This is a genomic window from Streptomyces sp. NPDC000878 (genome assembly GCF_053599695.1).
Genome location: NZ_JBSFMT010000080.1, coordinates 21,810 through 44,649, shown reverse-complemented (window position 1 = coordinate 44,649; position 22,840 = coordinate 21,810). Strand labels below are relative to the sequence as shown.

At 69.9% G+C, this 22,840-nt stretch carries 16 protein-coding genes and 2 pseudogenes; 9 read left to right on the top strand and 9 right to left on the bottom strand.

Annotated features, from left to right (window positions below):
* Window positions 1–347: 347 nt before the first annotated feature.
* The 5 genes and pseudogenes from ACWDR4_RS42170 to ACWDR4_RS42150 all read left to right on the top strand — a co-directional run.
* Entirely contained in the window at window positions 348–2,591 is a 2,244-nt protein-coding gene (locus tag ACWDR4_RS42170) for a glycoside hydrolase family 9 protein (protein ID WP_450416483.1), read from the top strand.
* 101 nt (window positions 2,592–2,692) lie between these two features.
* The gene (locus ACWDR4_RS42165) at window positions 2,693–2,938 is read left to right on the top strand and encodes a hypothetical protein (protein ID WP_369037932.1); all 246 of its coding nucleotides are present in this window, start codon (window positions 2,693–2,695) and stop codon (window positions 2,936–2,938) included.
* 3 nt (window positions 2,939–2,941) lie between these two features.
* A complete protein-coding gene (locus tag ACWDR4_RS42160) occupies window positions 2,942–3,319 on the top strand; it encodes a toxin Doc (RefSeq protein WP_053745133.1) in 378 nt (125 codons plus the stop codon).
* A gap of 556 nt (window positions 3,320–3,875) precedes the next feature.
* A complete protein-coding gene (locus ACWDR4_RS42155; protein ID WP_450416481.1) occupies window positions 3,876–5,525 on the top strand; it encodes an RICIN domain-containing protein in 1,650 nt (549 codons plus the stop codon).
* Window positions 5,526–5,561: 36 nt separating this feature from the next.
* Window positions 5,562–6,583: pseudogene (locus ACWDR4_RS42150) on the top strand (transposase); the annotation flags it as partial.
* 46 nt (window positions 6,584–6,629) lie between these two features.
* On the opposite strand, the gene ACWDR4_RS42145 reads toward ACWDR4_RS42150, so the two are convergent.
* Window positions 6,630–7,388 carry an SDR family NAD(P)-dependent oxidoreductase gene (locus ACWDR4_RS42145; RefSeq protein ID WP_450416479.1) on the bottom strand — a complete coding sequence of 253 codons (759 nt, stop codon included), beginning with the start codon at window positions 7,386–7,388 and terminating at the stop codon, window positions 6,630–6,632.
* A 148-nt stretch (window positions 7,389–7,536) separates the two neighbouring features.
* Between ACWDR4_RS42145 and ACWDR4_RS42140 the strand changes: the two genes are divergently transcribed.
* Both ACWDR4_RS42140 and ACWDR4_RS42135 read left to right on the top strand, forming a co-directional pair.
* Window positions 7,537–8,190, top strand: a complete 654-nt coding sequence (locus ACWDR4_RS42140) for a TetR/AcrR family transcriptional regulator (RefSeq protein ID WP_450416478.1) — start codon at window positions 7,537–7,539, stop codon at window positions 8,188–8,190.
* Window positions 8,191–8,396: 206 nt separating this feature from the next.
* Window positions 8,397–8,801 (top strand): annotated as a pseudogene (locus ACWDR4_RS42135) (recombinase family protein); the annotation flags it as partial.
* Between the two features lie 626 nt (window positions 8,802–9,427).
* Here ACWDR4_RS42135 and ACWDR4_RS42130 read toward each other — a convergent pair.
* Complete coding sequence (locus ACWDR4_RS42130) at window positions 9,428–11,035, bottom strand: purine-cytosine permease family protein (protein WP_450416476.1); 1,608 nt, start codon at window positions 11,033–11,035, stop codon at window positions 9,428–9,430.
* Between the two features lie 529 nt (window positions 11,036–11,564).
* Here ACWDR4_RS42130 and ACWDR4_RS42125 point away from each other — a divergent pair.
* A complete protein-coding gene (locus ACWDR4_RS42125) occupies window positions 11,565–11,999 on the top strand; it encodes a protease inhibitor (RefSeq protein ID WP_450416474.1) in 435 nt (144 codons plus the stop codon).
* Window positions 12,000–12,163: 164 nt separating this feature from the next.
* Here ACWDR4_RS42125 and ACWDR4_RS42120 read toward each other — a convergent pair whose 3' ends face one another.
* The 3 genes from ACWDR4_RS42120 to ACWDR4_RS42110 all read right to left on the bottom strand — a co-directional run bounded on the left by ACWDR4_RS42120 (window position 12,164) and on the right by ACWDR4_RS42110 (window position 14,821).
* Window positions 12,164–12,568 carry an STAS domain-containing protein gene (locus ACWDR4_RS42120; protein WP_450416472.1) on the bottom strand — a complete coding sequence of 135 codons (405 nt, stop codon included), beginning with the start codon at window positions 12,566–12,568 and terminating at the stop codon, window positions 12,164–12,166.
* 149 nt (window positions 12,569–12,717) lie between these two features.
* The gene (locus ACWDR4_RS42115) at window positions 12,718–13,212 is read right to left on the bottom strand and encodes a methyltransferase family protein (RefSeq protein WP_450416470.1); all 495 of its coding nucleotides are present in this window, start codon (window positions 13,210–13,212) and stop codon (window positions 12,718–12,720) included.
* 97 nt (window positions 13,213–13,309) lie between these two features.
* Complete coding sequence (locus ACWDR4_RS42110; protein WP_450416468.1) at window positions 13,310–14,821, bottom strand: MFS transporter; 1,512 nt, start codon at window positions 14,819–14,821, stop codon at window positions 13,310–13,312.
* Window positions 14,822–15,036: 215 nt separating this feature from the next.
* Between ACWDR4_RS42110 and ACWDR4_RS42105 the strand changes: the two genes are divergently transcribed.
* A complete protein-coding gene (locus ACWDR4_RS42105; RefSeq protein WP_450416466.1) occupies window positions 15,037–15,885 on the top strand; it encodes an alpha/beta fold hydrolase in 849 nt (282 codons plus the stop codon).
* A 7-nt stretch (window positions 15,886–15,892) separates the two neighbouring features.
* Here ACWDR4_RS42105 and ACWDR4_RS42100 read toward each other — a convergent pair whose 3' ends face one another.
* From ACWDR4_RS42100 to ACWDR4_RS42085, 4 genes are all read right to left on the bottom strand, one after another.
* Window positions 15,893–18,709: an NHLP bacteriocin export ABC transporter permease/ATPase subunit gene (locus ACWDR4_RS42100; RefSeq protein WP_450416464.1), complete on the bottom strand. Its 2,817-nt coding sequence runs from the start codon at window positions 18,707–18,709 to the stop codon at window positions 15,893–15,895.
* A gap of 1 nt (window position 18,710) precedes the next feature.
* The gene (locus tag ACWDR4_RS42095; RefSeq protein WP_450416462.1) at window positions 18,711–20,933 is read right to left on the bottom strand and encodes an NHLP family bacteriocin export ABC transporter peptidase/permease/ATPase subunit; all 2,223 of its coding nucleotides are present in this window, start codon (window positions 20,931–20,933) and stop codon (window positions 18,711–18,713) included.
* Window positions 20,930–21,736, bottom strand: a complete 807-nt coding sequence (locus ACWDR4_RS42090; RefSeq protein ID WP_450416460.1) for an HlyD family efflux transporter periplasmic adaptor subunit — start codon at window positions 21,734–21,736, stop codon at window positions 20,930–20,932. Before ACWDR4_RS42090 ends, ACWDR4_RS42095 begins: the two co-directional genes overlap by 4 nt.
* A 152-nt stretch (window positions 21,737–21,888) precedes the next feature.
* Window positions 21,889–22,107, bottom strand: coding sequence for a type A2 lantipeptide (locus ACWDR4_RS42085; RefSeq protein WP_450416459.1), 219 nt, complete (start codon window positions 22,105–22,107; stop codon window positions 21,889–21,891).
* Window positions 22,108–22,840 lie beyond the last annotated feature (733 nt).

The window sequence follows — 22,840 nt, the reverse complement described above, 5'->3', positions numbered from 1 at the left end:
CTTCCGATCTCTCGGGGGCTGCCGCCCCCGAACCCCCGCTGTCGGCCCTGAACGGGCCTTGTCCTCAATCGCCGGACGGGCTGGATGGTGCCGGCCAGGGGTTGATCTTTTAGCCCGTCCGGCGTTTGAGGACGAGCGCGTTTTAGCGCGAAAGGGGGGTCTGGGGGCGCAGCCCCCAGGGATGGGACGGGTAGGGGCGGCGGGGGCGAAAAACCCGTTCGGAGCGTTGACGTGCCGTGCAACCTCCCACAGCATGGGCCACGTCCGCCTCTGGGAGCGCTCCCACAGCAAGCGCCGCTCTTCTCGCCCTCCCTCCCGCGCCCCCACCCCACCCGAGGAGCCCAGACGTGAAACGACGCAGAACCACCCTGCTCCCCCTCACCGCTCTCCTCACCGCAGCCCTCACCACCCTCCCGACCACCCCTGCCGACGCCGACGAGATCGAGCAGGTCAAGAACGGCACCTTCGACACCACCACCGCCCCCTGGTGGACGACCAGCAACGTCACCGCGGGCCTCTCCGACGGCGCCCTCTGCGCCGACGTACCCGGCGGCACCACCAACCGCTGGGACGCCGCCGTCGGCCAGAACGACATCACCCTCGTCGAGGGCGAGTCGTACCGGTTCGCCTTCAAGGCGACCGGCACACCCGCAGGACACGTCGTCCGGGCGATCGTCGGGCTGTCCGTCTCCCCGTACGACACCTACTTCGAGGTCAGCCCCCAGCTGAGCGTCTCCGGCGACTCCTACGCCTACACGTTCACCGCGCCCGCCGACACCACCCAGGGCCAGGTCGGCTTCCAGCTCGGCGGCAGCGCCGACCCCTTCCGGTTCTGCATGGACGACGTGTCACTGCTGGGCGGGGTCCCGCCCGAGGTGTACGAACCCGACACGGGACCCCGGGTACGGGTCAACCAGGTCGCCTATCTGCCCGTCGGGCCGAAGAACGCCACGCTCGTCACGGACTCCACCCAGCCCCTGCCCTGGCAGCTGAAGAGGGCCGACGGGACCACGGCCGCCCACGGCCGGACCGTACCGCGCGGCACCGACGCCTCGTCCGGGCAGAACGTCCACTCGATCGACTTCGGCGCCTACCGCAAACGCGGCACCGGCCTCACCCTGGTCGCCGACGGCGAGGCGAGCCGCCCCTTCGACATCGACGCGAGCGCGTACGACCGGCTGCGGCTGGACTCGCTGAAGTACTACTACACGCAGCGCAGCGGCATCGAGATCCGCGACGACCTGCGCCCCGGCTACGCCCGCCCCGCCGGTCATGTCGACGTGGCGCCCAACCAAGGCGACTCCGACGTGCCGTGCCAGCCCGGCGTGTGCGACTACACCCTCGACGTCACCGGCGGCTGGTACGACGCCGGCGACCACGGCAAGTACGTGGTCAACGGCGGTATCTCGACCTGGGAGCTGCTGAGCACGTACGAGCGTTCCCTGTACGCCCGTACGGGGCAGCGGGACGCGCTCGGTGACGGCACGCTCGACATCCCGGAGAGCGGCAACAAGGTGCCGGACGTCCTGGACGAGGCCCGCTGGGAACTGGAGTTCCTGCTGAAGATGCAGGTGCCCGACGGGCAGCCGCTGGCCGGTATGGCGCACCACAAGATGCACGACGAACAGTGGACCGGGCTGCCGCTGCTGCCGAGCGCCGACCCGCAGAAGCGCGAACTCCACCCGCCGACCACCGAGGCCACCCTCAACCTCGCGGCCACGGCGGCCCAGGCGGCCCGGCTGTACCGGCCCTACGACCGTACGTTCGCCGCGCACGCCCTCGCGGTGGCCCGCAACGCATGGACGGCGGCGCTCGCCCACCCCGGCATCCACCCCGACCCGAACGACGGGACCGGCGGCGGCGCCTACCCCGACACCGACGCGCGGGACGAGTTCTACTGGGCGGCGGCCGAGCTGTATCTGACCACCGGGGAAAAGGCGTTCGAGCAGCACATCCTGAACTCGCCCATCCACACGGCCGACATCTTCGTCCCCCTCGGCTTCGACTGGGCCAGGACCGCCGCGGCCGGCCGCCTCGACCTGGCCACCGTCCCGAACCGGCTCCCCGGCCGGGACAAGGTCCGCCAGTCCGTCCTCAAGGGCGCCGACCGCTATCTGACGACCCTGGCGGCACACCCGTACGGCATGCCCTACGCCCCCGACGCCAACGTGTACGACTGGGGCTCCAACGCGCAGATCCTCAACAACGCCGTCGTCATCGCCACCGCGTACGACATCGGTGGCGCCTCCAAGTACCGCGACGGTGCGCTCCAGAGCATGGACTACCTCTTCGGCCGCAACGCGCTGAACATGTCGTACGTGACGGGCTACGGCGAGGTCAACTCCCATCAGCAGCACAGCCGTTGGTACGCCAAACAGCTGGACCCCAGCCTGCCGAGCCCGCCGGACGGCACACTCGCCGGAGGCCCCAACTCCAGCATTCAGGACCCCTACGCACAGAGCAAACTGCAGGGCTGCGTCGGCCAGTTCTGCTACATCGACGACATCCAGTCCTGGTCGACGAACGAGCACACGATCAACTGGAACGCGGCCCTGGCCCGGCTGGCGTCCTTCGTGGCCGACCAGGGATAGCCGATTCGCCCGGTGACCGGTCGCGCCCCCTCGGTACCACCGCCCTACCCGCCTGACCTGGTGGTATTTACGGGTAAGTACCGGCGCGGTACCGTGGGGGCATGCCAGCTCTGAATGTGGAGTTCAGTGACCGCGAGCTAGAGGACCTGCGGCAGATAGCCAAGGAGCGCGGTACGTCGATGAAGGCACTCGTGCGTGAGGCGGCGGCGGCCGACATCGCCCGGCACCGCGCCCTCCAGGAGGGCGCGGAGGAATTCCGGCGGTTCTTCGCGGCCCACGCGGACGAGTTCGCCGCCGCGTTCCCCGAGGACGAACCGGTCGCGCCGGGTCAGGGACGGGTCGCCTGACCGATGGCTCCCGTCATCCATATCGACGTGCCCTGGCTGCTCCAGCGCCACGAAGAGGTTCTGCCGGACCAGCCCACGGTCAACGACTTCTCGGCCCTGGTGGCCGCCGTGGCCCGCCATCGGGTCGACCCGCCGCGCCTCGGCGTGGACTCCGACCCGGCCTGGCGGGCCGCCGCCCTGCTGCACACCCTCGCGCTGCTCAAGCCGCTGCCGTCGGCCAACGCCCGCTTCGCCTGTGCCACCGCCGTGGCGTACATGTTCGTCAGCGATGTCGGCATCGACCCGCCGTACGGCGCCCTCGTCGACCTCGCCCGTGACCTGATCTCGGGGAAGACCGACGTCTACGGCGCGGCCGACCGGCTGCGCTCCTGGCAGATCTGAGCAGGCCTTCTGCGCGTGGGCGTGTGGGGGTGACTTCGGCCCGCCCTCGGGGCCGCCGACCGAGGGCGGGAGGAACGGGGTCGGCGGCCGTTTCGCGCGGGAGAGCCGCCGTCCCGTGCGTGGCCTCCGAGGAAGGGCCGGGTTCCAGTGGACTCCGCCTTCGCGTGCGCCGGGAGCGTGCGTGGTGCACCGGCGCGTGCATCCGGTTCACACGGGGCGCGGGAAAATGCCGAAAGCCGACACGGCCTTCGGGTCGAGTGTCGCGTACAACCGTCGATCAACCGTCGATAGTTTCTGGTGTTGCTGACTCTCCTTCAATGAATGGATGTTGCTCAAGTGCCTTGTTGGCCATGAGTGACTTGTGCAAGGGTGAACTACCTGTGCAGGGGGAATGGCCGGGTTCGATTCACCGGTGGTGATTCGGTGGCGGTCCAGCGCCACAGCCGGGGCCCGGGGGCGGCGGGGGGACACAAAGCCGCCGGTCTTCGTGCGGACTCGTCCGGGCGTTTCCCGGAACTGCTCTGAGTCACCCGCGCGTGGGAAGGAAACCGCTTCAGTGCCCACCCCCCACCCTCCTCGTCCGTCCTACCCCCCGTACTCCGGTGGGGTCCCGGGGGAATCGGACGAGAGTCTCGCCGCCCAGCTCAGAAGCAGGCCGGAGGGCGAGACCGGCCCGTCCGTCGCCCTTCTGACGGCGCGGCACTGGCAGGCGACCCACGAGTACGCGGTCATCTGCCTCGCCACTTCGGCCCAGGCCGCCTCGATGGTCACCGCCGCCGCCTTCCACCAGGTCCTGGAGCGGGTGATGCGGGCCGAGTCCGCCGTCGCACTGCGCCCCCGGTTCCTCGTGGCCGTACGCGACACCGTCAGGCAGTGGGCCGCCGACGACCGCATATCCGATGTGCTGCCGGACCTGAGGAAACCGGCGGGCGGTCGCGGTATGCGCGCGGCGAAGTCCATGACGCCGGAAAACCGTAAGCTCGCGGAGCGTTCGTTCCAGGCCCTTCCCGGACTCGCGCAGTGCCTGTTGTGGCACACCGAGGTGGAAGCCGAGCCGATGAATGTCCCCGCCGTTCTTCTTGGCATGGACACGGATACGGCTGCGGCTTCGCTGGAACAGGCCCGTGAACAATTCCGCGAGGGCTGTGTACGCGCCCACCGGGAACTCGCGCCGTCCAAGGACTGCCGGTTCTACAACCGTCTTCTCGACGTTCCCATCCGGCGCGGCGGCGCCCTGCTGCCCGATGTCCAGCAGCATCTGATGGAGTGCCGCTACTGCCGTTACGCCGCAGAGCAGTTGAGCCATTTCGAGGGCGGTCTGGGCACGCTGCTCGCCGAGGCGGTGCTCGGCTGGGGCGCACGCCGCTATCTCGACTCCCGCCCGGGGCGCGGCCAGACGGGCACGCGGACGCGGGGTCATGCCCGGCACGGCGGCAGAGGCGAGGGCGGTGGCGCCGGCCGGGGGCGTCTGCTGTCACGGATTCCCTCCCCGCGCCGCCCGGTGGCGGGCGTGCCCCGGAACAGGAAGACCCTGTTCACCAGCGTGGGCCTCGCCTCCGCCGTCGTTCTTGCGGTCGTGCTCGGCAGCGGGCTGTGGCCGAAGGACGGCAGCGGCGCCGATCCGGCCGCCTCGTCCAGTGCCACCGGCGGACGCGCCCCGGTGCCCGACGCATCGCCGACCCCGCCCGCGGTGTCCTCGTCGCCGCCCGGAACGGGCGGCAACCCGACCACCGCCCTGCAGACCCGGCTGCGTAATGTCACCGCCGACCTGTGCCTCGACATCCGGGGCGGGAAGGCCACGGCCGGCGCCGTCACCAGGCTCGCGTCCTGCTCGACCGCGTGGACCCAGTTGTGGACGTACGAGGACGACGGGCTGTTGCGCAGTGTCGCCAACCCCGACCTGTGCCTGGACTCGCACGCCGACGCCGGTGTCGTCATCCTCGGCCGCTGTGCCGCCGCGTCCGCCGAGCGCGGCGACGACGTCCGCTACGACCTCACCGTGCGGGGCGAGTTGCTGCCCCGCTGGGAGGAGGGCCTGGCTGTCGCCCCGGCATCTGACGACCCGGACGCGGACGTGGTGGTGAAGGTCCGGGACGGCTCAGCGGAACAACGCTGGCTGACGGACACGGTCACCGCCAGCCCCGAGTCCCTGTCGATAGGGGGCCCAAGGGGACAGGCGGCCCAGGTGAACGCGAACCCGACGTAGCGGCGACGTCGACGAGAACGAGCGTTTCTCCGCCCCGCCGCCCTACCCGTCCCATCCCTGGGGGCTGCGCTACTCGCCTCGGTCGACGGACTGCGGTTCGTCGTCCCCGTGCGCACGATCAGCTCGGCGCCGTCACCGAAGTACTTCGGCTTCAAGCCCGGTATCACCTGGCTCAATGCCGTCAACGACCAGGTCGCGGGCATCGGGCAGATGGTCGTGCCCGGCACCCCGCGCGACTCCCTGCACATCCTGGACGCGCTGCTGGACCTCGACGGCGGAGTCAAGCCCGAGGTGGTGGCGACCGACAACGCCTCCTACTCCGACATGGTGTTCGGCCTGTTCAAGATCTCGGCTACAACTTCGGCCCGCGGTTCCGGGACCTGGACGACCAGCGGTTCTGGCGCGCGACCATGCCCGGGGTGGAGACCGGAGTGTACGGAGTGCTGGAGGACCTGGCCCGTAACCGGGTCAACCTGAACAAGGTGATCACGCACTGGCCGGACATGCTGAAGGTCGCCGGCTCCCTGGTCACCAACCAGGTCAGTGCCTACGACCTGCTGCGGATGTTTGGCCGCGAGGGACGCCCCACCCCGCTGGGGCAGGCGTTCGCCGAATACGGGCGCATCGCCAAGACCGAACACCTGCTCCGCGTGGTCGACCCGGTCGACGACACCTACCGCCGGCAAATGAACCGCCGGCTCACCGTGCAGGAGTCCCGCCACAAGCTCGCCCGCGAGGTGTGCCACGGCAATCGCGGCACCATCCACCAGGCGTACCGCGACGGCATGGAGGACCAGCTCGGCGCGCTCGGCCTGGTCCTCAACGCCATCGTGCTCTGGACGACGCGCTACATCGACGCCGCCGTCGCCCAGCTCCAGGCTGAGGGCCACGAACTCCGCGAGGAGGACATCGCCCTCCTCTCCCCGCTCAAGCACCGCGACCTGAACCTGCTCGGCCGCCACAGCTTCACCGCCTCGACCCCCGCCGCCGGCGTCCTGCGCCCGCTTCGGGACCCTGATGCGCCGGAGCTGGACGAGGACGAGACCGGCTGGGAGTGAGTCGGGGCGTCGCTGCCTGCATCTCTACAGGGCGTCGCCCGGTCGCTCAGAGGAGGGCGCCGCCGGAGACCTCAATGCGCTGGGCGGTGACCCAGCGCAGACCCTCGGAGGCCAGCGTGGCGATGGCGTCGCCGATCTCCTCAGGTTCGCCGACGCGGCCGAGCGCGGTCTGTCCGGCCAGAACCTGGCGCATCCCGGCGTCGTCCCGCATCGCTCCACCGTTGAAATCGGTGGCGGTCGGTCCCGGGGCGATGGAGTTGACCCGGATTCCGCGCGGGCCGAGTTCTGCGGCGAGGGTGCGGCTCAAGGCTTCGACGGCGGCCTTCGAGGCGGAGTAGACCGAGGTGGCGGGGCTGGTGTGTCGGGTCAGTGACGTCGAGACGTTGATGACGCGGCTGCCCTGGGTCAGCAGCGGCACAAGTGACTGGATGAGGAAGAACGTGCCCCGGACGTTGGTGCCCATCACCGTGTCGAAGTCGTCGATCGTGACGTCCTCCAGCGGTCCGAAGATCCCCACTCCCGCGTTGTTGACCAAGATGTCGAGCCGCGAAGAACCCCAGCGCTCCAGCTGCTCGCTCAGTTCGGAGGTGAAGGGCGCGAAAGAGGAGACGTCGCTGATGTCGAGCCGGAGAACAGCGGCAGTACCACCCACCGCCTGCACCTGTTCCACCGTCTTCTCAGCCCCGGCCGCATCACCGCGGTGGGTGACCAGGACCCGCACCCCGCGTGTGGCCAGAGCGATGGCCGCGCCACGTCCGAGGCCGCGATTCGCACCGGTCACCAAAGCGATCTTGTCGATCGTCATGAACTGTTCCTCCACCGCGCGGCTCCCGGAATTAACCCGACGCCACAGATAGGAGGCGAGGCACTCGACTCGCCTTTCTCTCGTACCGTAAGCAGGACCACTGAGGCGAGTCAAGTGACTCGCCTCGGGTCTGCGGCATACTGTCCGCATGGCAGCAGAACTCTCCGCACACCACCGCAGACTCGCTCAGCAGAAACGCGAGGCGATCACCACCGCAGCCACAGAACTGTTCTTGGATCGTGGCTACGACGGCACCTCGCTGGCCCGGATCGCCGAAGCGGCCGGGGTCTCGAAGTCCACCCTGTTCAAGCGGTTCCCCACCAAGGCGGCCCTCTTCGAGGCCATCGTCACCGAGTCCTGGCAGCGTGACGCCGGCGACGCTGCCGCGCGGCCACAGACCGGAGATCTGCGCTCCGGACTGACAACCATCGGCCACCGCTATGCCGACCTGGTCGGCCAGCCCGGCATGACAGCCCTGTTCCGGATCGTCATCGCCGAACTGCCTCGTTTCCCCGAACTGGGACGGATGCAGTTCCAGCTCGGCAAACTGCCCTACTTCACCTCTGTTCAGCACTACTTGGAATCCGAGCACGAGGCAGGCAATGCTGATGTCCCGGACGCGGCGAGCGCCGCGAACCAGTTCCTCGGCATGATCGCCAACTACGTCCTGTGGCCCCGCATGCTGCTGACCGACTGGAACCCCGCAGCCTCCGACATCCACGACGCCGTCGAACAGGCCGTCCAGACCATGCTCGCCAGATACACCCCGACCCGCCGGCCTGACCCGAAGCCGGAACGTTGACGCCGGCGCGCAATGCTCGACATCCGCGACGCCTCCACTCAGCGGCGCATGTCGGTAAACGATCGTTTGCCGACAGGCGGCCGACGCGTCCGATGAACCCGCGCAATCCGGGGGTTCGCGGCGGCTCGAATCCCGTCAGGCCCGATGGCGATTGCTGACAGGGTTCGACGACAGACAGGGTCCGATCCTCCGCACGGAGGGGGCCCTTGGCGGCGAACCTGGTCTACAGACGGGTCTCGACCGACCAGCAGTCGACCGCCCGGCAGAACCTCGTCCTGACCGAGGCCGGGATCGAGGACCCGGTCGTCTTCGAGGAGGACCCGGGCACCTCCAGCCGCCTCCACCCGCTCCAGCGGCCGAAGTTCCGCGAACTGCTCACCTGCGCGAGGCTGGGCGACACCGTGCACATCTCCGAGATGTTCCGCCTCGTACGAGGCACAGGGCACATCCTCGACGTGCTCGACGTCCTTCACCGCGAGCAGGTGGCCCTGCGTATCCACGACGGCGCGTTCTCCGCGATGGACCTCACCGCCCGCCATCCGCGCACCGGCGAGCTGCTGTCCACCGTGAAGTTCATGGTGCAGACTCTCGCCGCCGCCGGCGACCTCCAGCGCGAGCTCCAGCGGGAACGGACCTACGACGGACTGCGCGCCGCCGAGGCCAAGGGCAGCAAGGGCGGACGCCGCCCTGCCGTCCCGGCCGACAAGACCGACGCCGTGCGCACCGCGTACCTGGAGAACCGCTCCATCGCCGCCCTCGCCCGCGACCACGGCGTCAGCCGCGGCGCGATCCGCACGGCCGTCGCCGACCTTCTGCCCGATCACACCGGCATCGAGGAGGACATCCCCGCCCCGGTGTTGCTGGTCACCCTCGACAAGGGGGCGACCGTACGGCGAGGCCAGGGCTACACCCTGCGCGTGACCGCCATCCCCGCCGTGCACCGTCAACTCCTCGACCGCTGCCAGCCGCTCGACGGCGGCCAGGGTGTCCCGGCTGTTCCGGCCCAGCGCAAGGCCGGCGTTCGAGGACATCCGCGCTCAGTCCGCATCTCTTCCCGCCCACCCGCCCCCGCGCTTCCGCAGTACGGGTGGTGCCTCTTCAGCGCCGGCCGCGGCATTTCAGTCCGTCCGGCGATTGAGGACGAGCGCGTTCAGCGCGACAAAGGGGGGTCTGGGGGCGCAGCCCCCAGAAGGATGGGACGGGTAAGGGCGGCGGGGGCGAGAAACCTCCCCCAGACTCAGCCGCGCCCCGCCGCCACCACCGCAGACAACTCCTCCCCACCCGCCCCCGGCCCACTCACCGGCGGCACCGCAACATCCACCGTGCGAGCCAGCCGCGCCCCCTCCGGCCCGTACACCGCCCGGGGTTCCGGGAACACCCGCAGCAGCGTCAGGAACAGGACGGCTGAGACGGCCAGCGACAGCGGCAGGCTGATGTCGATGCCGTTCGCCAGATCCCCCAGTGGGCCGACGAACTGCCCGGGGATGTTGGTGAACAGCACACCGATCACCGCCGAGACCCACCACGCGGTCATGCCCCGCCAGTTCCAGCCGTGCGCGAACCAGTAACGACCACCCCGCTGACGCCGGTTGAAGACCTGGAGCGCGTCCGGGTCGTACCAGCCGCGCCGGGTGTAGAAGCCCAGGATCATCACCACCATCCACGGCGTCGTACACGTGATGATCATCGTGGCGAACGTCGAGATCGACTGGACCAGGTTGAACCCGAACCGGCCGACGAAGATGAACGCGATCGACAGCACACCGACCAGCACGGTGGCCCGGACCCGGGACAGCCGGGGGAACACCGACGAGAAGTCGAGCCCGGTCCCGTACAACGAGGTCGTGCCTGTCGACATGCCGCCGATCAGCGCCAGCAGGCACACCGGCAGGAAGAACCAGCCCGGCGAGATCGCGAGCAGACCGCCCACGAAGTCGGGCGTGGCCGGATCGACGTAGTCCGGGGCCTTCGTCGCGATGATGCTCGCGGTCGCCAGCCCGAACACGAACGGCAGCAGGGTCGCGAGCTGCGACAGGAACGCCGCGCCGATCACCTTGCGGAGCGGGGTGTCCGCCGGGATGTAGCGCGACCAGTCGCCGAGGAACGCACCGAACGACACCGGGTTGGACAGCACGATCAGGGCCGCGCCGATGAAGGACGGCCAGAACAGGTCCTGGGTCGCCGCGTCCGCCGAGTCCGTGAAGACACCGGCGTACGACGGGTCGAAGTCACCGGCGAACGCGACCGCGCCGACCAGGAACAGCAGCGTCGCCGACAGCACCGCGATCTTGTTGACGAACAGCATGAACCGGAACCCGTACACGCACACCGCCAGCACCAGGCCGGCGAAGAGGGCGTAGGCGACGCCGTACGTCACGTCGCCGCGCGGCAGGCCGAACAGCCGGTGGGCGCCGCCGACCAGGGCGTCGCCGGAGGACCACACCGAGATGGAGAAGAAGGCGATCGCGGTGAGGAGGGAGAGGAAGGAGCCCACCACGCGGCCGTGGACGCCCAGGTGGGCGGAGGACGAGACCGCGTTGTTGGTGCCGTTGACCGGGCCGAAGACCGCCATCGGGCAGAGGATCAGCGCGCCCGCGACGACCCCGAGGAGCGTGGCCGCGAGGCCCTGCCAGAAGGAGAGGCCGAACAGGATGGGGAAGGCGCCGAGGACGCAGGTGGAGAAGGTGTTGGCGCCGCCGAAGGCGACCCGGAACAGGTCGAGCGGGGTCGCGGTGCGGTCCGCGTCGGGAATGCGTTCGACGCCGTGAGTCTCGACCTCGGTGAGGGCCGGGGGCGTGGCGGCGGGGGAGAGCGCGGACTGGGGCTGTGAGGACGGCGAGGACAAGGAGGGCTCCAGCGGGGGATCGGCGGTGGAGCGCGTTGTGGCGCGGACAGAGGGAAGGACTGCCGTCGCCGCTGGGGTGTGCGGCGTAGGCGGATGCCGTCCTCGGGTGGTCTGCCGACCGTAGGGGGATCGACGAAGGCCGCACCAGAGGACGTTTCATCCATCTTTCGAGTCCCTCGTGGATGGATGTGCCATGGGGGCGGCAGTCGAATCGACAGTCGAGTCGGAGAGTCGGGAGCCGCACCGGAATGTTTCAGGCCGATTAAAAAGGCTGGTGAATCCGGCCAGTCGGTCGCCCCGGGCGATCAACGGCCGCTCAGTTACGGGCTTCAGGCGTTCGAATCACGTAACTTCACGCCACTGATTCAATACGCAAGGTTACTGAAACGCATGGGGTCGAGATGAGTTTCGGCGCCGGACTCGGCAGACTCACGCTCGCCGATCCGGCCCGACCGGCTGGGATCGAGTACCCATGCGGACCGTTGGACCTTCGATTCGCATCTTCTAACTGAGCGGAAGGATGCACACAATGCCGAACACCGCGCGCTGGGCAGCGACTCTGACCCTGACGGCCACCGCCGTCTGCGGCCCCCTCACCGGGGCCGCCGTCGCCGCCCCGGGCCCCGCCCCCGCCGGGCTCTACGCCCCCTCGGCCCTGGTGCTCACCGTGGGGCACGGTGAGGCCTCGGCCGCCGTCACCCCCGAGCGTGCCGTCACCCTCACCTGTGCGCCCACGGCCTCGGGCACGCACCCGGCCGCGTCCGAAGCCTGTGCCGAACTCCGCGCCGCCGGCGGGGACTTCGACACCCTGACGGCGAGAGACAACGTGCAGTGCACCAAGCAGTACGACCCCGTGGTCGTCACCGTCGAGGGCGTGTGGCGGGGGCAGCGGGTCGCCTATGAGCGGACTTTCGCGAACGAGTGCGTGAAGAGCACCTACGGGACGGCCGTCTTCACGTTCTAGAGACCGGGGTCGCGCGCTCCCGTGAGCCTCGCAGGACGCTCGCGGATGGGGAGGGCGAACCCTGTGTCGCGGGGTGCCGCGCGATCTCGCAGCGGGGCCGGTCGGTGGTGTGGGGCTGCCGACCGGCCCTAGACGCGTTTTGGAGGGACAGCAGAACCATGCACCTACTCCGGGATTCCGGCGAGCGGTGGGAAGCGGCGCAGCAGACCCGAAGCGAGCAGCAGGCGGTGGAGGCGGGGGGTGTCGGAGACCAGGCGCAGCCGTCCGCCGCGTTCGCGGGCCCGGGTGTCCGCCCGGCACAGTTCGCGCAGGCCCGAGCAGTCGAAGAAGTCGACCTGCCGGAGGTCGACCAGGACGTCCGGGCCGGGGCGCGAGGTCGCGGCGTCCAGGTGCTCCGAGAGGAAGCCCGCGGTCGCCAGGTCGATCTCGCCGGTGACCTCGACCACGGTGAACGGCCCGCTCGTGTACGTACGGGCATACTGGCCGACCGTCGGCGGCACGGCTCCGGACGAGTCCGCGGCCGTGCGCTCGGACGGCCCGGGGATACGGTCGTCGGCTTCCGGCGTCATGGCTGCTCCGCCTCGGCAGGGGGCGCATTCGATCTCGGTAGCTACCCCGGCGGAGTCGTAACCATCCCTGATGCGCCGCTCGCAAGATCTTGTTCACTCGACAAGGTGAATTACGGGCGTATTGGTTGACGTTTCTGTGTGGTGTGCACTCACTCGCCCTGCCGGGGGCGCGGTCGTGGCCACCAGCCCGGTACCGACCGCCGGTAACGCTCGTACTCGGCGCCGAACCGGTCGGCCAGCGTCGGCTCCTCGTACCAGCGCGCGAACGCCCACATCAGCAGCCCGGCGCAGGCGCCGTACGTGAACAGGACCGGTCGGGCGAGCAGGAGTGCCTGGCCCGCGACTACGGCGACGACCGCCACGTACATCGGGTTGCGTACGTAGCGGTAGAGGCCGCCCACGACCAGGTGTTCGGTGGGCGCGACCGGGGCCGGGGTGCCGAGGCCCTCGGCGACGAAGCGGACGAAGGCCGAGAGGAGGACGGTCGTGCCCGCTGCGAGGGGGATCAGGCCGGACAGGCGTACCGGCAGCCACCAGTCGCCCGCCCGCCAGCCCGTCAGCCACCACGGCAGGAGGACCGCCACGGTGCCGGGGGCGAGTGCCAGGAAGAGTGAACTGCCCAGGGCCGCCGCCGATCTGCGCATGCCTCCACCTTGGCAGCACGGCGGACGTCACGACAGCAGAGAGGGGCCGCCGTCTCCCTGAAGACGGCGGCCCCTCGGTCCGGACGACCCGCGTGGGTCACATGTGGACGACCGGGGCGGCGCTCTCGTCCTGGGTCGGCACGCCGGGGCGGTACAGGAGGAAGGTGATCAGCGCGCCCGCGGCGAAGAAGCCGGCCGACCACCAGAAGGCGGTGGTGTAGCTCTCGATCGTCGACTGGGCCTGGACCAGCTTGTCGCTCGCGTTGCGGCCGGACAGATAGTTGGTCGCGGCGCTCGCGGCGAGCGTGCTCAGCAGCGCCGTACCGATCGAACCGCCCACCTGCTGCATGGTGTTGACCGTCGCGGAGGCCACTCCCGCGTCCTCGGCGCCGATTCCGCTGGTGGCCAGCTGCATCGCGGGCGGCATGATGACGCCCATGCCCACGCCGATCACCAGCAGCTGCGGGAGGACGGCGGTGCTGAAGTCCGAGCCGACGCCGATACCGGTCAGCCAGGCCATGCCGACCGCGCCGAGGGCGAAGCCCGCCGGGATGATCATCTTGGGGCCGAAGCGGGGCACGAGCTTGGTGGTGGACACCTGGGCCGCGACCATCAGGGCCGCCATCATCGGCATGAAGGCCAGGCCGGTCTTGGTGGGGCTGAAGCCGAGGTTCAGCTGCAGGTAGTAGGTGAGGAAGAGGAAGACGCCGAACATGCCCGCGCCGGAGATGAGCACCGTGAGGAACGACGCCCCCCGGTCGCGGTCGAGCAGGACACGCATCGGCAGCAGCGGGTGCTTGGCGCGGGTCTGCCACTGGGTGAACGCCACCAGGAGCAGTGCGCCGGCGACCAGGAAGCCCCAGGTCTGCGGTGAACTCCAGTCGTGCGTCTCGGCGTTGGAGAAGCCGTAGACCACCGAGAAGAGACCGGCGGAGACCAGCAGGGTGCCCGGGTAGTCGATCTTCGAGTTGGCGGCGTCCCGGTGGTTGCCGAGCAGCATCCAGCCGCCCACGAACGCGACGACGGCGAAGACCAGGTTGACGTACAGCGTCCAGCGCCAGTCGAGCGCGTCGGTCAGCAGACCGCCGAGCAGCAGGCCCACCGCGCCGCCGGCTCCCGCGATCGCGCCGTACACGCTGAACGCGCGGGCCTTCTCGCGGGCGTCGGTGAAGGTCGTGTTGAGGAGGGAGAGGGCGGCGGGCGCGAGCAGTGCGCCGAAGACACCCTGGAGAGCGCGGGCGATGACCAGCATCTCGAAGCCGTTCGCGGCGCCGCCGAGGACGGAGGCCCCGGCGAATCCGGCGACACCGATGAGGAAGGCGGGCTTGCGGCCGAAGAGGTCGGCGATCCGGCCGCCGAGCAGCAGCAGGGAGGCGAAGGCCAGCGCGTACGCCGTGACGATCCACTGCCGGTTGCCGTCGGAGAAGCCGAGGTCGGCCTGGGCGGAGGGGAGCGCGATGTTCACGATGGTGGCGTCGAGGACGACCATCAGCTGCGCGATACCGATGATCGCGAGGATCCACCACCGCTGCGCGTTCGGCGCGGCGGACCCCTTCTCCGTGTTGTTCGCGGCGCCCTTCGGGGCGCCTTCGGTGAGGGACTGGGACATCTGAGCACACTCCAGGGAAGGTCGCTCGTGAAGAGGGGAGACGGGAGGGAACAGTGAGCAGAGGAGTAACAGTGAGCAGAGGAGTAAGGGAGACCGGGGGTTACGAATACGTAAACGAAACGGTTTCGTACTCCCGACGCTTCGAGCCTAGACCACTTTCATCGAAACGGCAAAGTATCGAAACGGCAAAGTATCGATAGGGAGGATGTGCGGACGTGCGCAGCGGCAGGCTGGCGGTCGACGGGGCCGAGCTGTACTACGAGGTGCGCGGGGCCGGTCCGGCTCTGCTGATGATCAGCGGTGCCGGGGGAGACGCCGGCTACTACTCCGGGATCGCCGAGGGCCTCGCCGACGCCTTCACGGTGATCACCTACGACCGGCGCGGCAACTCCCGCAGCACGGGTGGCGGTGACGGCCCGATGGACCTGGCCCGGCAGGCCGCCGACGCCCGCGCGCTCGTCGGTGAACTCGCGTCCGGCCGGGCCCTGGTCTTCGGCAACAGCGGCGGCGCGATCATCGGCCTGACGCTGGCCGCACTCCACCCGGAGTGCATGCTGGGCCTGATCGCTCATGAACCGCCCGCCGTGAACGTCCTCCCCGACGGCGCCCCCGGGCGCGGCTTCTTCGCCGACCTGGCCGACCGGTACGCGACGGGCGGCGCCCCGGCGGCGGGCCGCCGCTTCGCCGAGACGACACGCGGCGAGGGCTCCTACCGCTGGCCCGCCGACCTGTGGAAACGCTTCCTGGGCAACGCCGACCACCTCTTCGGCCGCGAATGGCCCGCCTTCGCCGCCTTCCACCCCGACGAGGAGGCGCTGCGGGCGGCCCCGTTCCCCATCGTCCTGGGCGCAGGCGCGGACGACCGGGGTACGTACTACGCCCGCCCGTCGGTCGAGATCGCCCGCCGGATCGGCGTCCCGTGGGTGGAGTTCCCCGGCATCCACATGGAGTTCCTGCGCCACCCGGCCCGCTTCGCGGCGGCCGTACGGGTCCTGGCGACGCAGATGTACGGTGCCGACGGCCGGGTTCCGGAGCTGTGGCGGGGCGCGCCAGAGGCACCCTGACGGTCTGCTACGCCAGCTGCCGTCGCACCAGCTCGTGCAGTCGGCCGCCCGTGTCCGCCAGCAACTGTGCCGGCGGGCCCTGTTGGGCGACCTTGCCGTCCTCCATCACGATCACCCGGTCCGCGTCCAGCACCGTCGACAGACGGTGGGCGATCACGATCCGGGTGGCGTTGAGGGCGCGGGTGCTCTCGATGACGATGCGCTGGGTCTCGTTGTCCAGGGCGCTGGTCGCCTCGTCGAAGAAGAGGATGCGCGGCCTGCGGATCAGCGCCTGCGCGATCATCAGCCGCTGTCGCTGGCCGCCCGAGATCGCGCCGCTGCCCTGGACGATGGTGTGCAGCCCCATCGGCATCCGCTTGATGTCCTCGGCGAGGCCCGCCATCTCGGCGGCGGCCATCGCCTCCTCCGGCGTGTAGGGCTCCGTACCGCAGATGACGTCCAGGATCGAACCCGTCATCGGCTGGGCGTGCTGGAGAACGACACCGCACTGGCGTCGTACGGCGGACTGGTCGAGCGCGCCCAGGTCCTGGCCGTCGTACAGGACACTGCCCGAGACGGGTTTGTCGAAGCCGATCAGCAGGCGCAGCAGGGTCGACTTGCCGCAGCCGCTGGGGCCGACGATCGCGACGAACTCGCCCGCCTTGACCTGGAAGGACACGTCGTCCAGGACGAGCGGGCCGTCGTCGGCGTAGCGGAAGGCGAGGCGGCGGGCCTCGATCGCGCCGGTCAGCACGCCCGGCCGGGTGCTCGCGACGCGTACCTCCGGGGTCGCCTCAAGCACCGGCTTGATCTCCTCGTACAGCGGGAGCGCGGCCACGCCGGAGACGAAGGCGCCGGTCAGCTGGGTGACCGAGGTCAGGAGCATCGTCACCGAGGTGTTGAAGGTGAGGAAGGCCGCCGCCGACATCTCACCGCGTGCCGGACCCGCCAGCAGCATGAACATCAGCAGCGTGCAGATCGGCAGGTAGACGGCCCCCAACACCGTCGTGAGGTTCTTGATGCGGCCGACCTTCTGCTGCAGCTCGCGGCTGCGCGCGAACTCGCCCGCCCAGGCCGCGTACGCGTAGTTCTCGGCCGCCGCGACGCGCAGCTTGGGCAGGCCGCGCAGGGTCTGGAAGGCCTGGTTGTTCAGCTTGTTGGACAGGACGATCAGACGTCGTTGCCAGCGCACCTGCCACAGACCCAGTCCGAGGAACACGGCGGCGATCACCACGAGCATGCCGACCGCTGCCAGCGCCATCGGGACGCTGTACCAGAGGAGCAGGCCCAGGTTCATCGCCGCGACCGTGACCGACTGGGTGACGACCGGGGCAACTCCCGCCAGCAGCTTGCGAATCGCGCTGATGCCCATCGCCGCACTCGCCAGCTCACCGGTCGAGCGCTCGGTGAAGAACTTCGTCGGCAGCCGCAACAGCCGGTCCCAGACGGCCGGTTGGAGAGTCGCCTCGATCCGGCCCTCCATCCGGAGCAGGGTGAGGTTCTGCAGCAGCATGAAGGCCGCTGCCACCACACTGCTGATCATCACGGCCAGACAGAACTGCACGATCAGCGTGGTCTGCGCCTTCGGTACGAACTCGCCGAGCACTTTGCCGGTGGCGACCGGTACGAGCGCGCCGATCGCGATCGTCACCAGGCTGCTCAGCAGCAGGTTCACCACATCGCTGCGGCTGCCGCCCATGCTGAACCGCAGCAGCCGCAGCGGACTCATCCCGCGTTCGGGCAGCGGCCGGTAGAACATCACCGCCCGCTCCTCGAACTCCGCCGCGTTCGCCTTCTCCACCGGCGTCTCGCGTCCGGACGACGGTTGCACGGCCACATAGCCGCCGCGTCGCCACAGCAGTGCGACCGGTGAGCCCGACAGACTCCGGTGACCGACCAGCGGGCCGACGTTGTCGTGCCACCAGCGGCCGTCGAGCCGGACGGCCCGGGTACGGACGCGGGAGGCGAGCGCGATCCGTTCGACCGGGTCGAGCCGGTCGCTCTCGGTGCCGCTCTGCGCGGGCTCGGCGAGCGTGATCCCGGCCGCCCCGGCGACCAGTTTGCAGGCCGCGTACGTCGCGTCGGTGTCGGCGGCGGTCGTGCGCTTCGCCGACTGCTTGCCGATCGACGCCAGCAGCGTCCGGTCGGCCTGGGCGCGGACGGCCTCGCCCGCCTTGATCCCGGCCGCCGTACGGGTCTCGTGGCGGCGCTCCAGCTGCTCGATCCACCGGTCGAGGGTGGTGAGCAGCCGGTGCTGCTGGTCGACCATGCCCTGCCAGACCCCGGGGTCCATCAGCAGATCGGCGGCGGCCTCGGCGCCGTACAGCGATCCGTACTGCACGCTGCCCGGCGGGACCTGCATCCAGAACACGTCGTCGTCGGTCGGCGCGGCGGCCCGTTCCGAGGCCATCGGTGCCTGGAAGAGGATCGACATGCCGCGTCCGACGCCCAGGGCGAGGGCGTACTCCAGCGGGCTCGTCGCCGGGGGCACGTACTGGGCGTTGCCGTACTCGTCGTACGACCAGGTCTGGGTGTCCGGCGACTGGTACAGCTCGCGCAGGCCGATGCGGTGCACCACGCAGTCGCGCACGGGGCGGGCGACCAGTGTGTGCTCCGGTCCGGTGACCGGGCCGAGCAGCAGCGCGCCCGCCTCCAGACGGCCGATGTGGTGCCACTGGCCCTGCTCGACAGCGTCCACCGCGTACAGGTCGAGCGCGCCGGACGCGACCAGCCACAGCACCTGCGGGCCTTCGAGGTCGAGCCGGGTCTGCCCGGACAGGTCGTAACGCGTCCCCATCTGCCCGAGCGCGGTGAGGACGACATCTTCCTCGTGAACGGCTCTCATCTCATCGCTCCCTGACCAGCTCGGCGTACGCCCCGCCGGCCGCCACCAGGGCGTCGTGCCGCCCGCGTTCCACGATCGTGCCGTGCTGGAGCACGACGATCTCGTCGCTGTCGCGCACCGTGGAAAGCCGGTGGGCGATCACCACACAGGCGCAGCCACGCTTGCGCAGGTTGTCGATGACGGTCTGCTCGGTCTCCGCGTCCAGCGCGCTGGTCACCTCGTCGAGGACGAGAATGCTGGGGTTGCGCACCAACGCCCGTGCGATCTCCAGGCGTTGACGCTGTCCGCCGGAGAAGTTCCGCCCGTCCTGCTCGACCCGGCTGTGGATACCGCCCGGCCTGCGTGTCACCACGTCGTACAGCGCCGCGTCCTCGAGGGCCGCCACCACCGACTCGTCCGGGATCGACGGGTCCCACAGCGCCACGTTGTCGCGGACGCTGCCCTCGAACAGGAACACGTCCTGGTCGACGAAGGAGACGGAGGCCGCGAGCGCGCCGCGCGGAATGTCGTCCAGGCGCTGTCCGTCGATACGGATGACGCCCTCCCAGGGGGCGTACAGGCCCGAAATCAGCCTGGAGACCGTCGACTTGCCGCTGCCCGAGCCGCCGACCAGCGCCACCTGCTGACCTGGACCGACGGTCAGGTCGAAGCCGGAGAGGAGGGGCTTGTCGAGGGGGCTGTAGCCGAAGGTGATGTTCTGCAACTCCACATGGCCGTGCAGTCGGCGCGTCGAGTCGCCGCCGCCCGGCCGGTTGTACAGCGGATCCGCCTGGAAGTTCTCGACGTCCTTGAGCCGGGCCACGTCCGCCGCGAAGTCCTGGATACGGCCCGCCACGCCGTTCAGCCGGGTCAGGGGCGCCGTGAACCGCACGACCAGGGCCTGGAACGCCACCAGCAGACCCACGGACAAGTGCCCCTCGACGGCCCGCATCCCGCCGATCCACAGGATCAGCGCGCTGTTCAGCGTCGCGAGCGTCGGCGCGACGACACCCAGCCAGGCGCTCGGCACCCCGAGCCGCTGCTGCTCCTCCAGGGTGGTCGCGTGCTGCCCGGCCCACTTGCGGAAGTAGCCCTCCTCGCCGCCGGTCGCCTTCATCGTCTCGATCAACTGGAGCCCGGAGTAAGCGGTGTTGGTCAACCGGGCGTTGTCCGCGCGCAGTTTGGCGGTACGGGTCGCCCGCAGCCGGATCACCACCCGCATCGCCACGATGTTGAGCAGCGCGACCCCGATGCCGACGGCCGTCAACTGCGGGTCGTACGTATAGAGGAGCACCGCGTACAGCACGACGACGATCGCGTCGACGCCCGCCGCCGAGAGGTCGCGGGCCAGCGTCTCGGACACCGAGTCGTTCGACTGGAGGCGCTGGACCAGGTCGGCCGGGCTGCGCTGGGAGAAGAAGGTGACCGGGAGGCGGAGGAGATGGCGCAGGAAGCGGGCGCTGCTCAGCGTCGAGGAGATGATGCGGCCGTGCAGCAGGTTCGCCTGCTGCAGCCAGGTCAGTACGAGGCTCAGCGCCACGCACGCGCCCATCGACGCGAACAGCACGTTCAGCATCGAGGTCTGGCCGCCGATGAGGAACGTGTCGATGTAGGTGCGGCTGAGCGCGGGCATCGCCGCGCCCACCGCCACCAGCAGCAGACTCGCCAGGATCGCGGCGGGCATCGTGCCCGAAGTGCCGCGCAGCCGGGCCGGCATGGCACCCAGGACGCCCGGCTTGCGCCCGCCGCGCTCGAAGTCGGGACCCGGCTCCATGACGAGGACGACACCGGTGAAACTGGAGTCGAAGTCCTCCATCGGCACGAACCGGCGGCCCTTGCCGGGGTCGTTGATGTGCACCCCGCGCCGGCCGAAGCGGCGCCCCATGCCGTCGAAGACGACGTAGTGGTTGAACTCCCAGAACAGGATCGCGGGCGCGTTCACCTCGGCGAGCGCGGCCGTGTCCATCTGTATGCCCTTGGCCGTCAGACCGTAACTCCGGGCCGCCTTCAGGAGGTTGCTCGCGCGTGAGCCGTCCCGGGAGACACCGCAGGCGATGCGCAGCTCTTCGAGGGGGATGTGCCGCCCGAAGTGGCCGAGGACCATGGCGAGCGAGGCCGCGCCGCACTCCACGGCCTCCATCTGGAGGACGGTCGGCGTACGCACGGACCTGCCGCTGCCCTTGGGGACCGTGCGCCGGGGCGGGGCCGAGCGGCGCTTGGCCCGGGAGTTCTGTGCGGCACTCACGGCAGCAGCCAATCGACGGGACGCTGGTCGGCCAGCCGGATCGAGCCCGAGGCCAGGGTCATGGAGGTGAGCTTGAACGGCGGCCCGTCGGCCGAGGACCACTTGTAACCACTCTTGGTGGACGCCGACTTGTCCAGCTTCACCAGGACGGCGACCGGCCGCCCCTTCTTGGTGAACTGCTCGCCCAGCTGGCTGTCCCCGAGGAACGCGCCGATCTGCTGCTGCGTCTGGGGAGCCCGGTCCACCGACTTCACATGCCCGCGCAGTACCCCGTACTGCTGGGTGGGTGCCGTCTGGACGGTCAGGTCGACGGCCGCGTTCGCGGGAATCGTGGCGGCGCTCTCGGCCGGGACGTACACCGTCGCGTACAGCGGGTCGCTCGCGCGGGCGACCTTCTCCACGGCCGCGATGTTCGTGCCCGTCCCGATGATCTGGCCGATCGTGGCGGCGAGCGCGGTGAGCCGGCCCGCGGCGACCGAGCGGACGACCGACTCGCCGGAGGCCGTACGGACCTTCAGCACAGGCGAGTTGGCGGGCAGCTGGGCGCCCTCCTCGGCGAGGACCGCGGTGATCTGGCCGGAGACGGGGCTCTGCAGGACGTAACTGCCCTCCCCGTGCGTGAGGATGGCGGGCGCGCTCACCGTGGACGAGACGGATCCCGTGACCGCCCACACGGACGCGGCGGCCATGACGACGACCGTGACGGAGAGGACCAGCCAGCCCTGGGGGCGCGCGAAACGCACCGGAAGGTCCAGCTCTTCGGGTGACTGGAGCTTGGCGAGGGCCTGTTGGCGGAACTGCACGGGCTTTCCTCACCTGCGTCGAGAAGTAGAGAGGACGTGCGGGGGACGACAGAGGACCGGCGTCCGGCACAGTCGCCGGGCCGGTCGTTGATGGCAACCGAGAGTCCCGGAACCGCGAAACGGTTCCGGGACTCAGCGGCACAAGGCGTCGATCAGAGACCGGCGACCAGGTCGGTGACCGCACCGGTGTTCAGGCCGGTGAGGCCCTCGACCGTGCCGACGACCGAGCCGACCAGGGGGAGCGCGGCCGGGGCAACGCTGTCCACCAGGCCCGTGACGGTGCCGACGGCGTTCAGGGACAGACCGCCGGAGACGGCGTCGAGAGCGGCGTCCGACAGCTCGGCGGTCTCAACCTGGGGGGTGGAGTTCATGATGGAACTTCCCTTCGTATGGGTATTTCAAGGGGGAGAGCGGCCCCCTCTGGGGACAGATGACGGCCGCGACCGCAGGGCCGATCAGACTCGTTTCCGGAACCTGTGCGGCCCCTGCGATGCGATGGATCAAAGCACGCCCGCACAGCCGTCTTCCAATCAACCAACCCCCTCACCAGGGCACTTGAGCCCCACGAGGCCCAAACCGTGAGGGCGTGCGCACGCCTTGGGGGCGACTTCTTCACATGCCGCACGGCTTCGGCGCACCCCGGCCCTTGCGGCCGGGCACGCACGTTGGTCACGGGTGCGCGACTGAATCGGACAGTCCGCCATCAAAGGCGTGGCGTGTAACGGGCGGATGTGCGGAACAGGCGTATGCGGTGACCTGACTGAGTATTCGATGTGCAGATTCACTGAAGCCTGGATTCGTCTCGGTTTGACCGACACAAAGCCATGAGGCGATTACGGAAAGTGTTCCGCTGTGTCTTTCCTGTGCGTCGGGAAGATCCAGGAGGGTGGTGCGGGCGAGGGTCGGCGGCTGAGGGGACCGGCTCGATCAGGACATCGGATCCGGTCACCGCGCACGGATATGTGGGGGACCGGCGGGGCGTGGGCAAGGGGACGAAAGCCTTGTGCGCTGTCGGCACCGCGATCACCGGCGAGGCGTCCGCGGCGGCCGGCGGTGCCCGCCCCGGCAGCGCGCCGCCATCCTCGGCCGACCGCTCCGACCAGC

Coding starts and splice junctions, on each gene's coding strand:
- ACWDR4_RS42165 (WP_369037932.1), top strand. CDS start 2,693: ATGCCAGCTCTGAATGTGGAGTTCAGTGACCGCGAGCTAGAGGACCTG.
- ACWDR4_RS42160 (WP_053745133.1), top strand. CDS start 2,942: ATGGCTCCCGTCATCCATATCGACGTGCCCTGGCTGCTCCAGCGCCAC.
- ACWDR4_RS42145 (WP_450416479.1), bottom strand. CDS start 7,388: ATGACGATCGACAAGATCGCTTTGGTGACCGGTGCGAATCGCGGCCTC.
- ACWDR4_RS42140 (WP_450416478.1), top strand. CDS start 7,537: ATGGCAGCAGAACTCTCCGCACACCACCGCAGACTCGCTCAGCAGAAA.
- ACWDR4_RS42125 (WP_450416474.1), top strand. CDS start 11,565: ATGCCGAACACCGCGCGCTGGGCAGCGACTCTGACCCTGACGGCCACC.
- ACWDR4_RS42120 (WP_450416472.1), bottom strand. CDS start 12,568: ATGACGCCGGAAGCCGACGACCGTATCCCCGGGCCGTCCGAGCGCACG.
- ACWDR4_RS42115 (WP_450416470.1), bottom strand. CDS start 13,212: ATGCGCAGATCGGCGGCGGCCCTGGGCAGTTCACTCTTCCTGGCACTC.
- ACWDR4_RS42110 (WP_450416468.1), bottom strand. CDS start 14,821: ATGTCCCAGTCCCTCACCGAAGGCGCCCCGAAGGGCGCCGCGAACAAC.
- ACWDR4_RS42100 (WP_450416464.1), bottom strand. CDS start 18,709: ATGAGAGCCGTTCACGAGGAAGATGTCGTCCTCACCGCGCTCGGGCAG.
- ACWDR4_RS42085 (WP_450416459.1), bottom strand. CDS start 22,107: ATGAACTCCACCCCCCAGGTTGAGACCGCCGAGCTGTCGGACGCCGCT.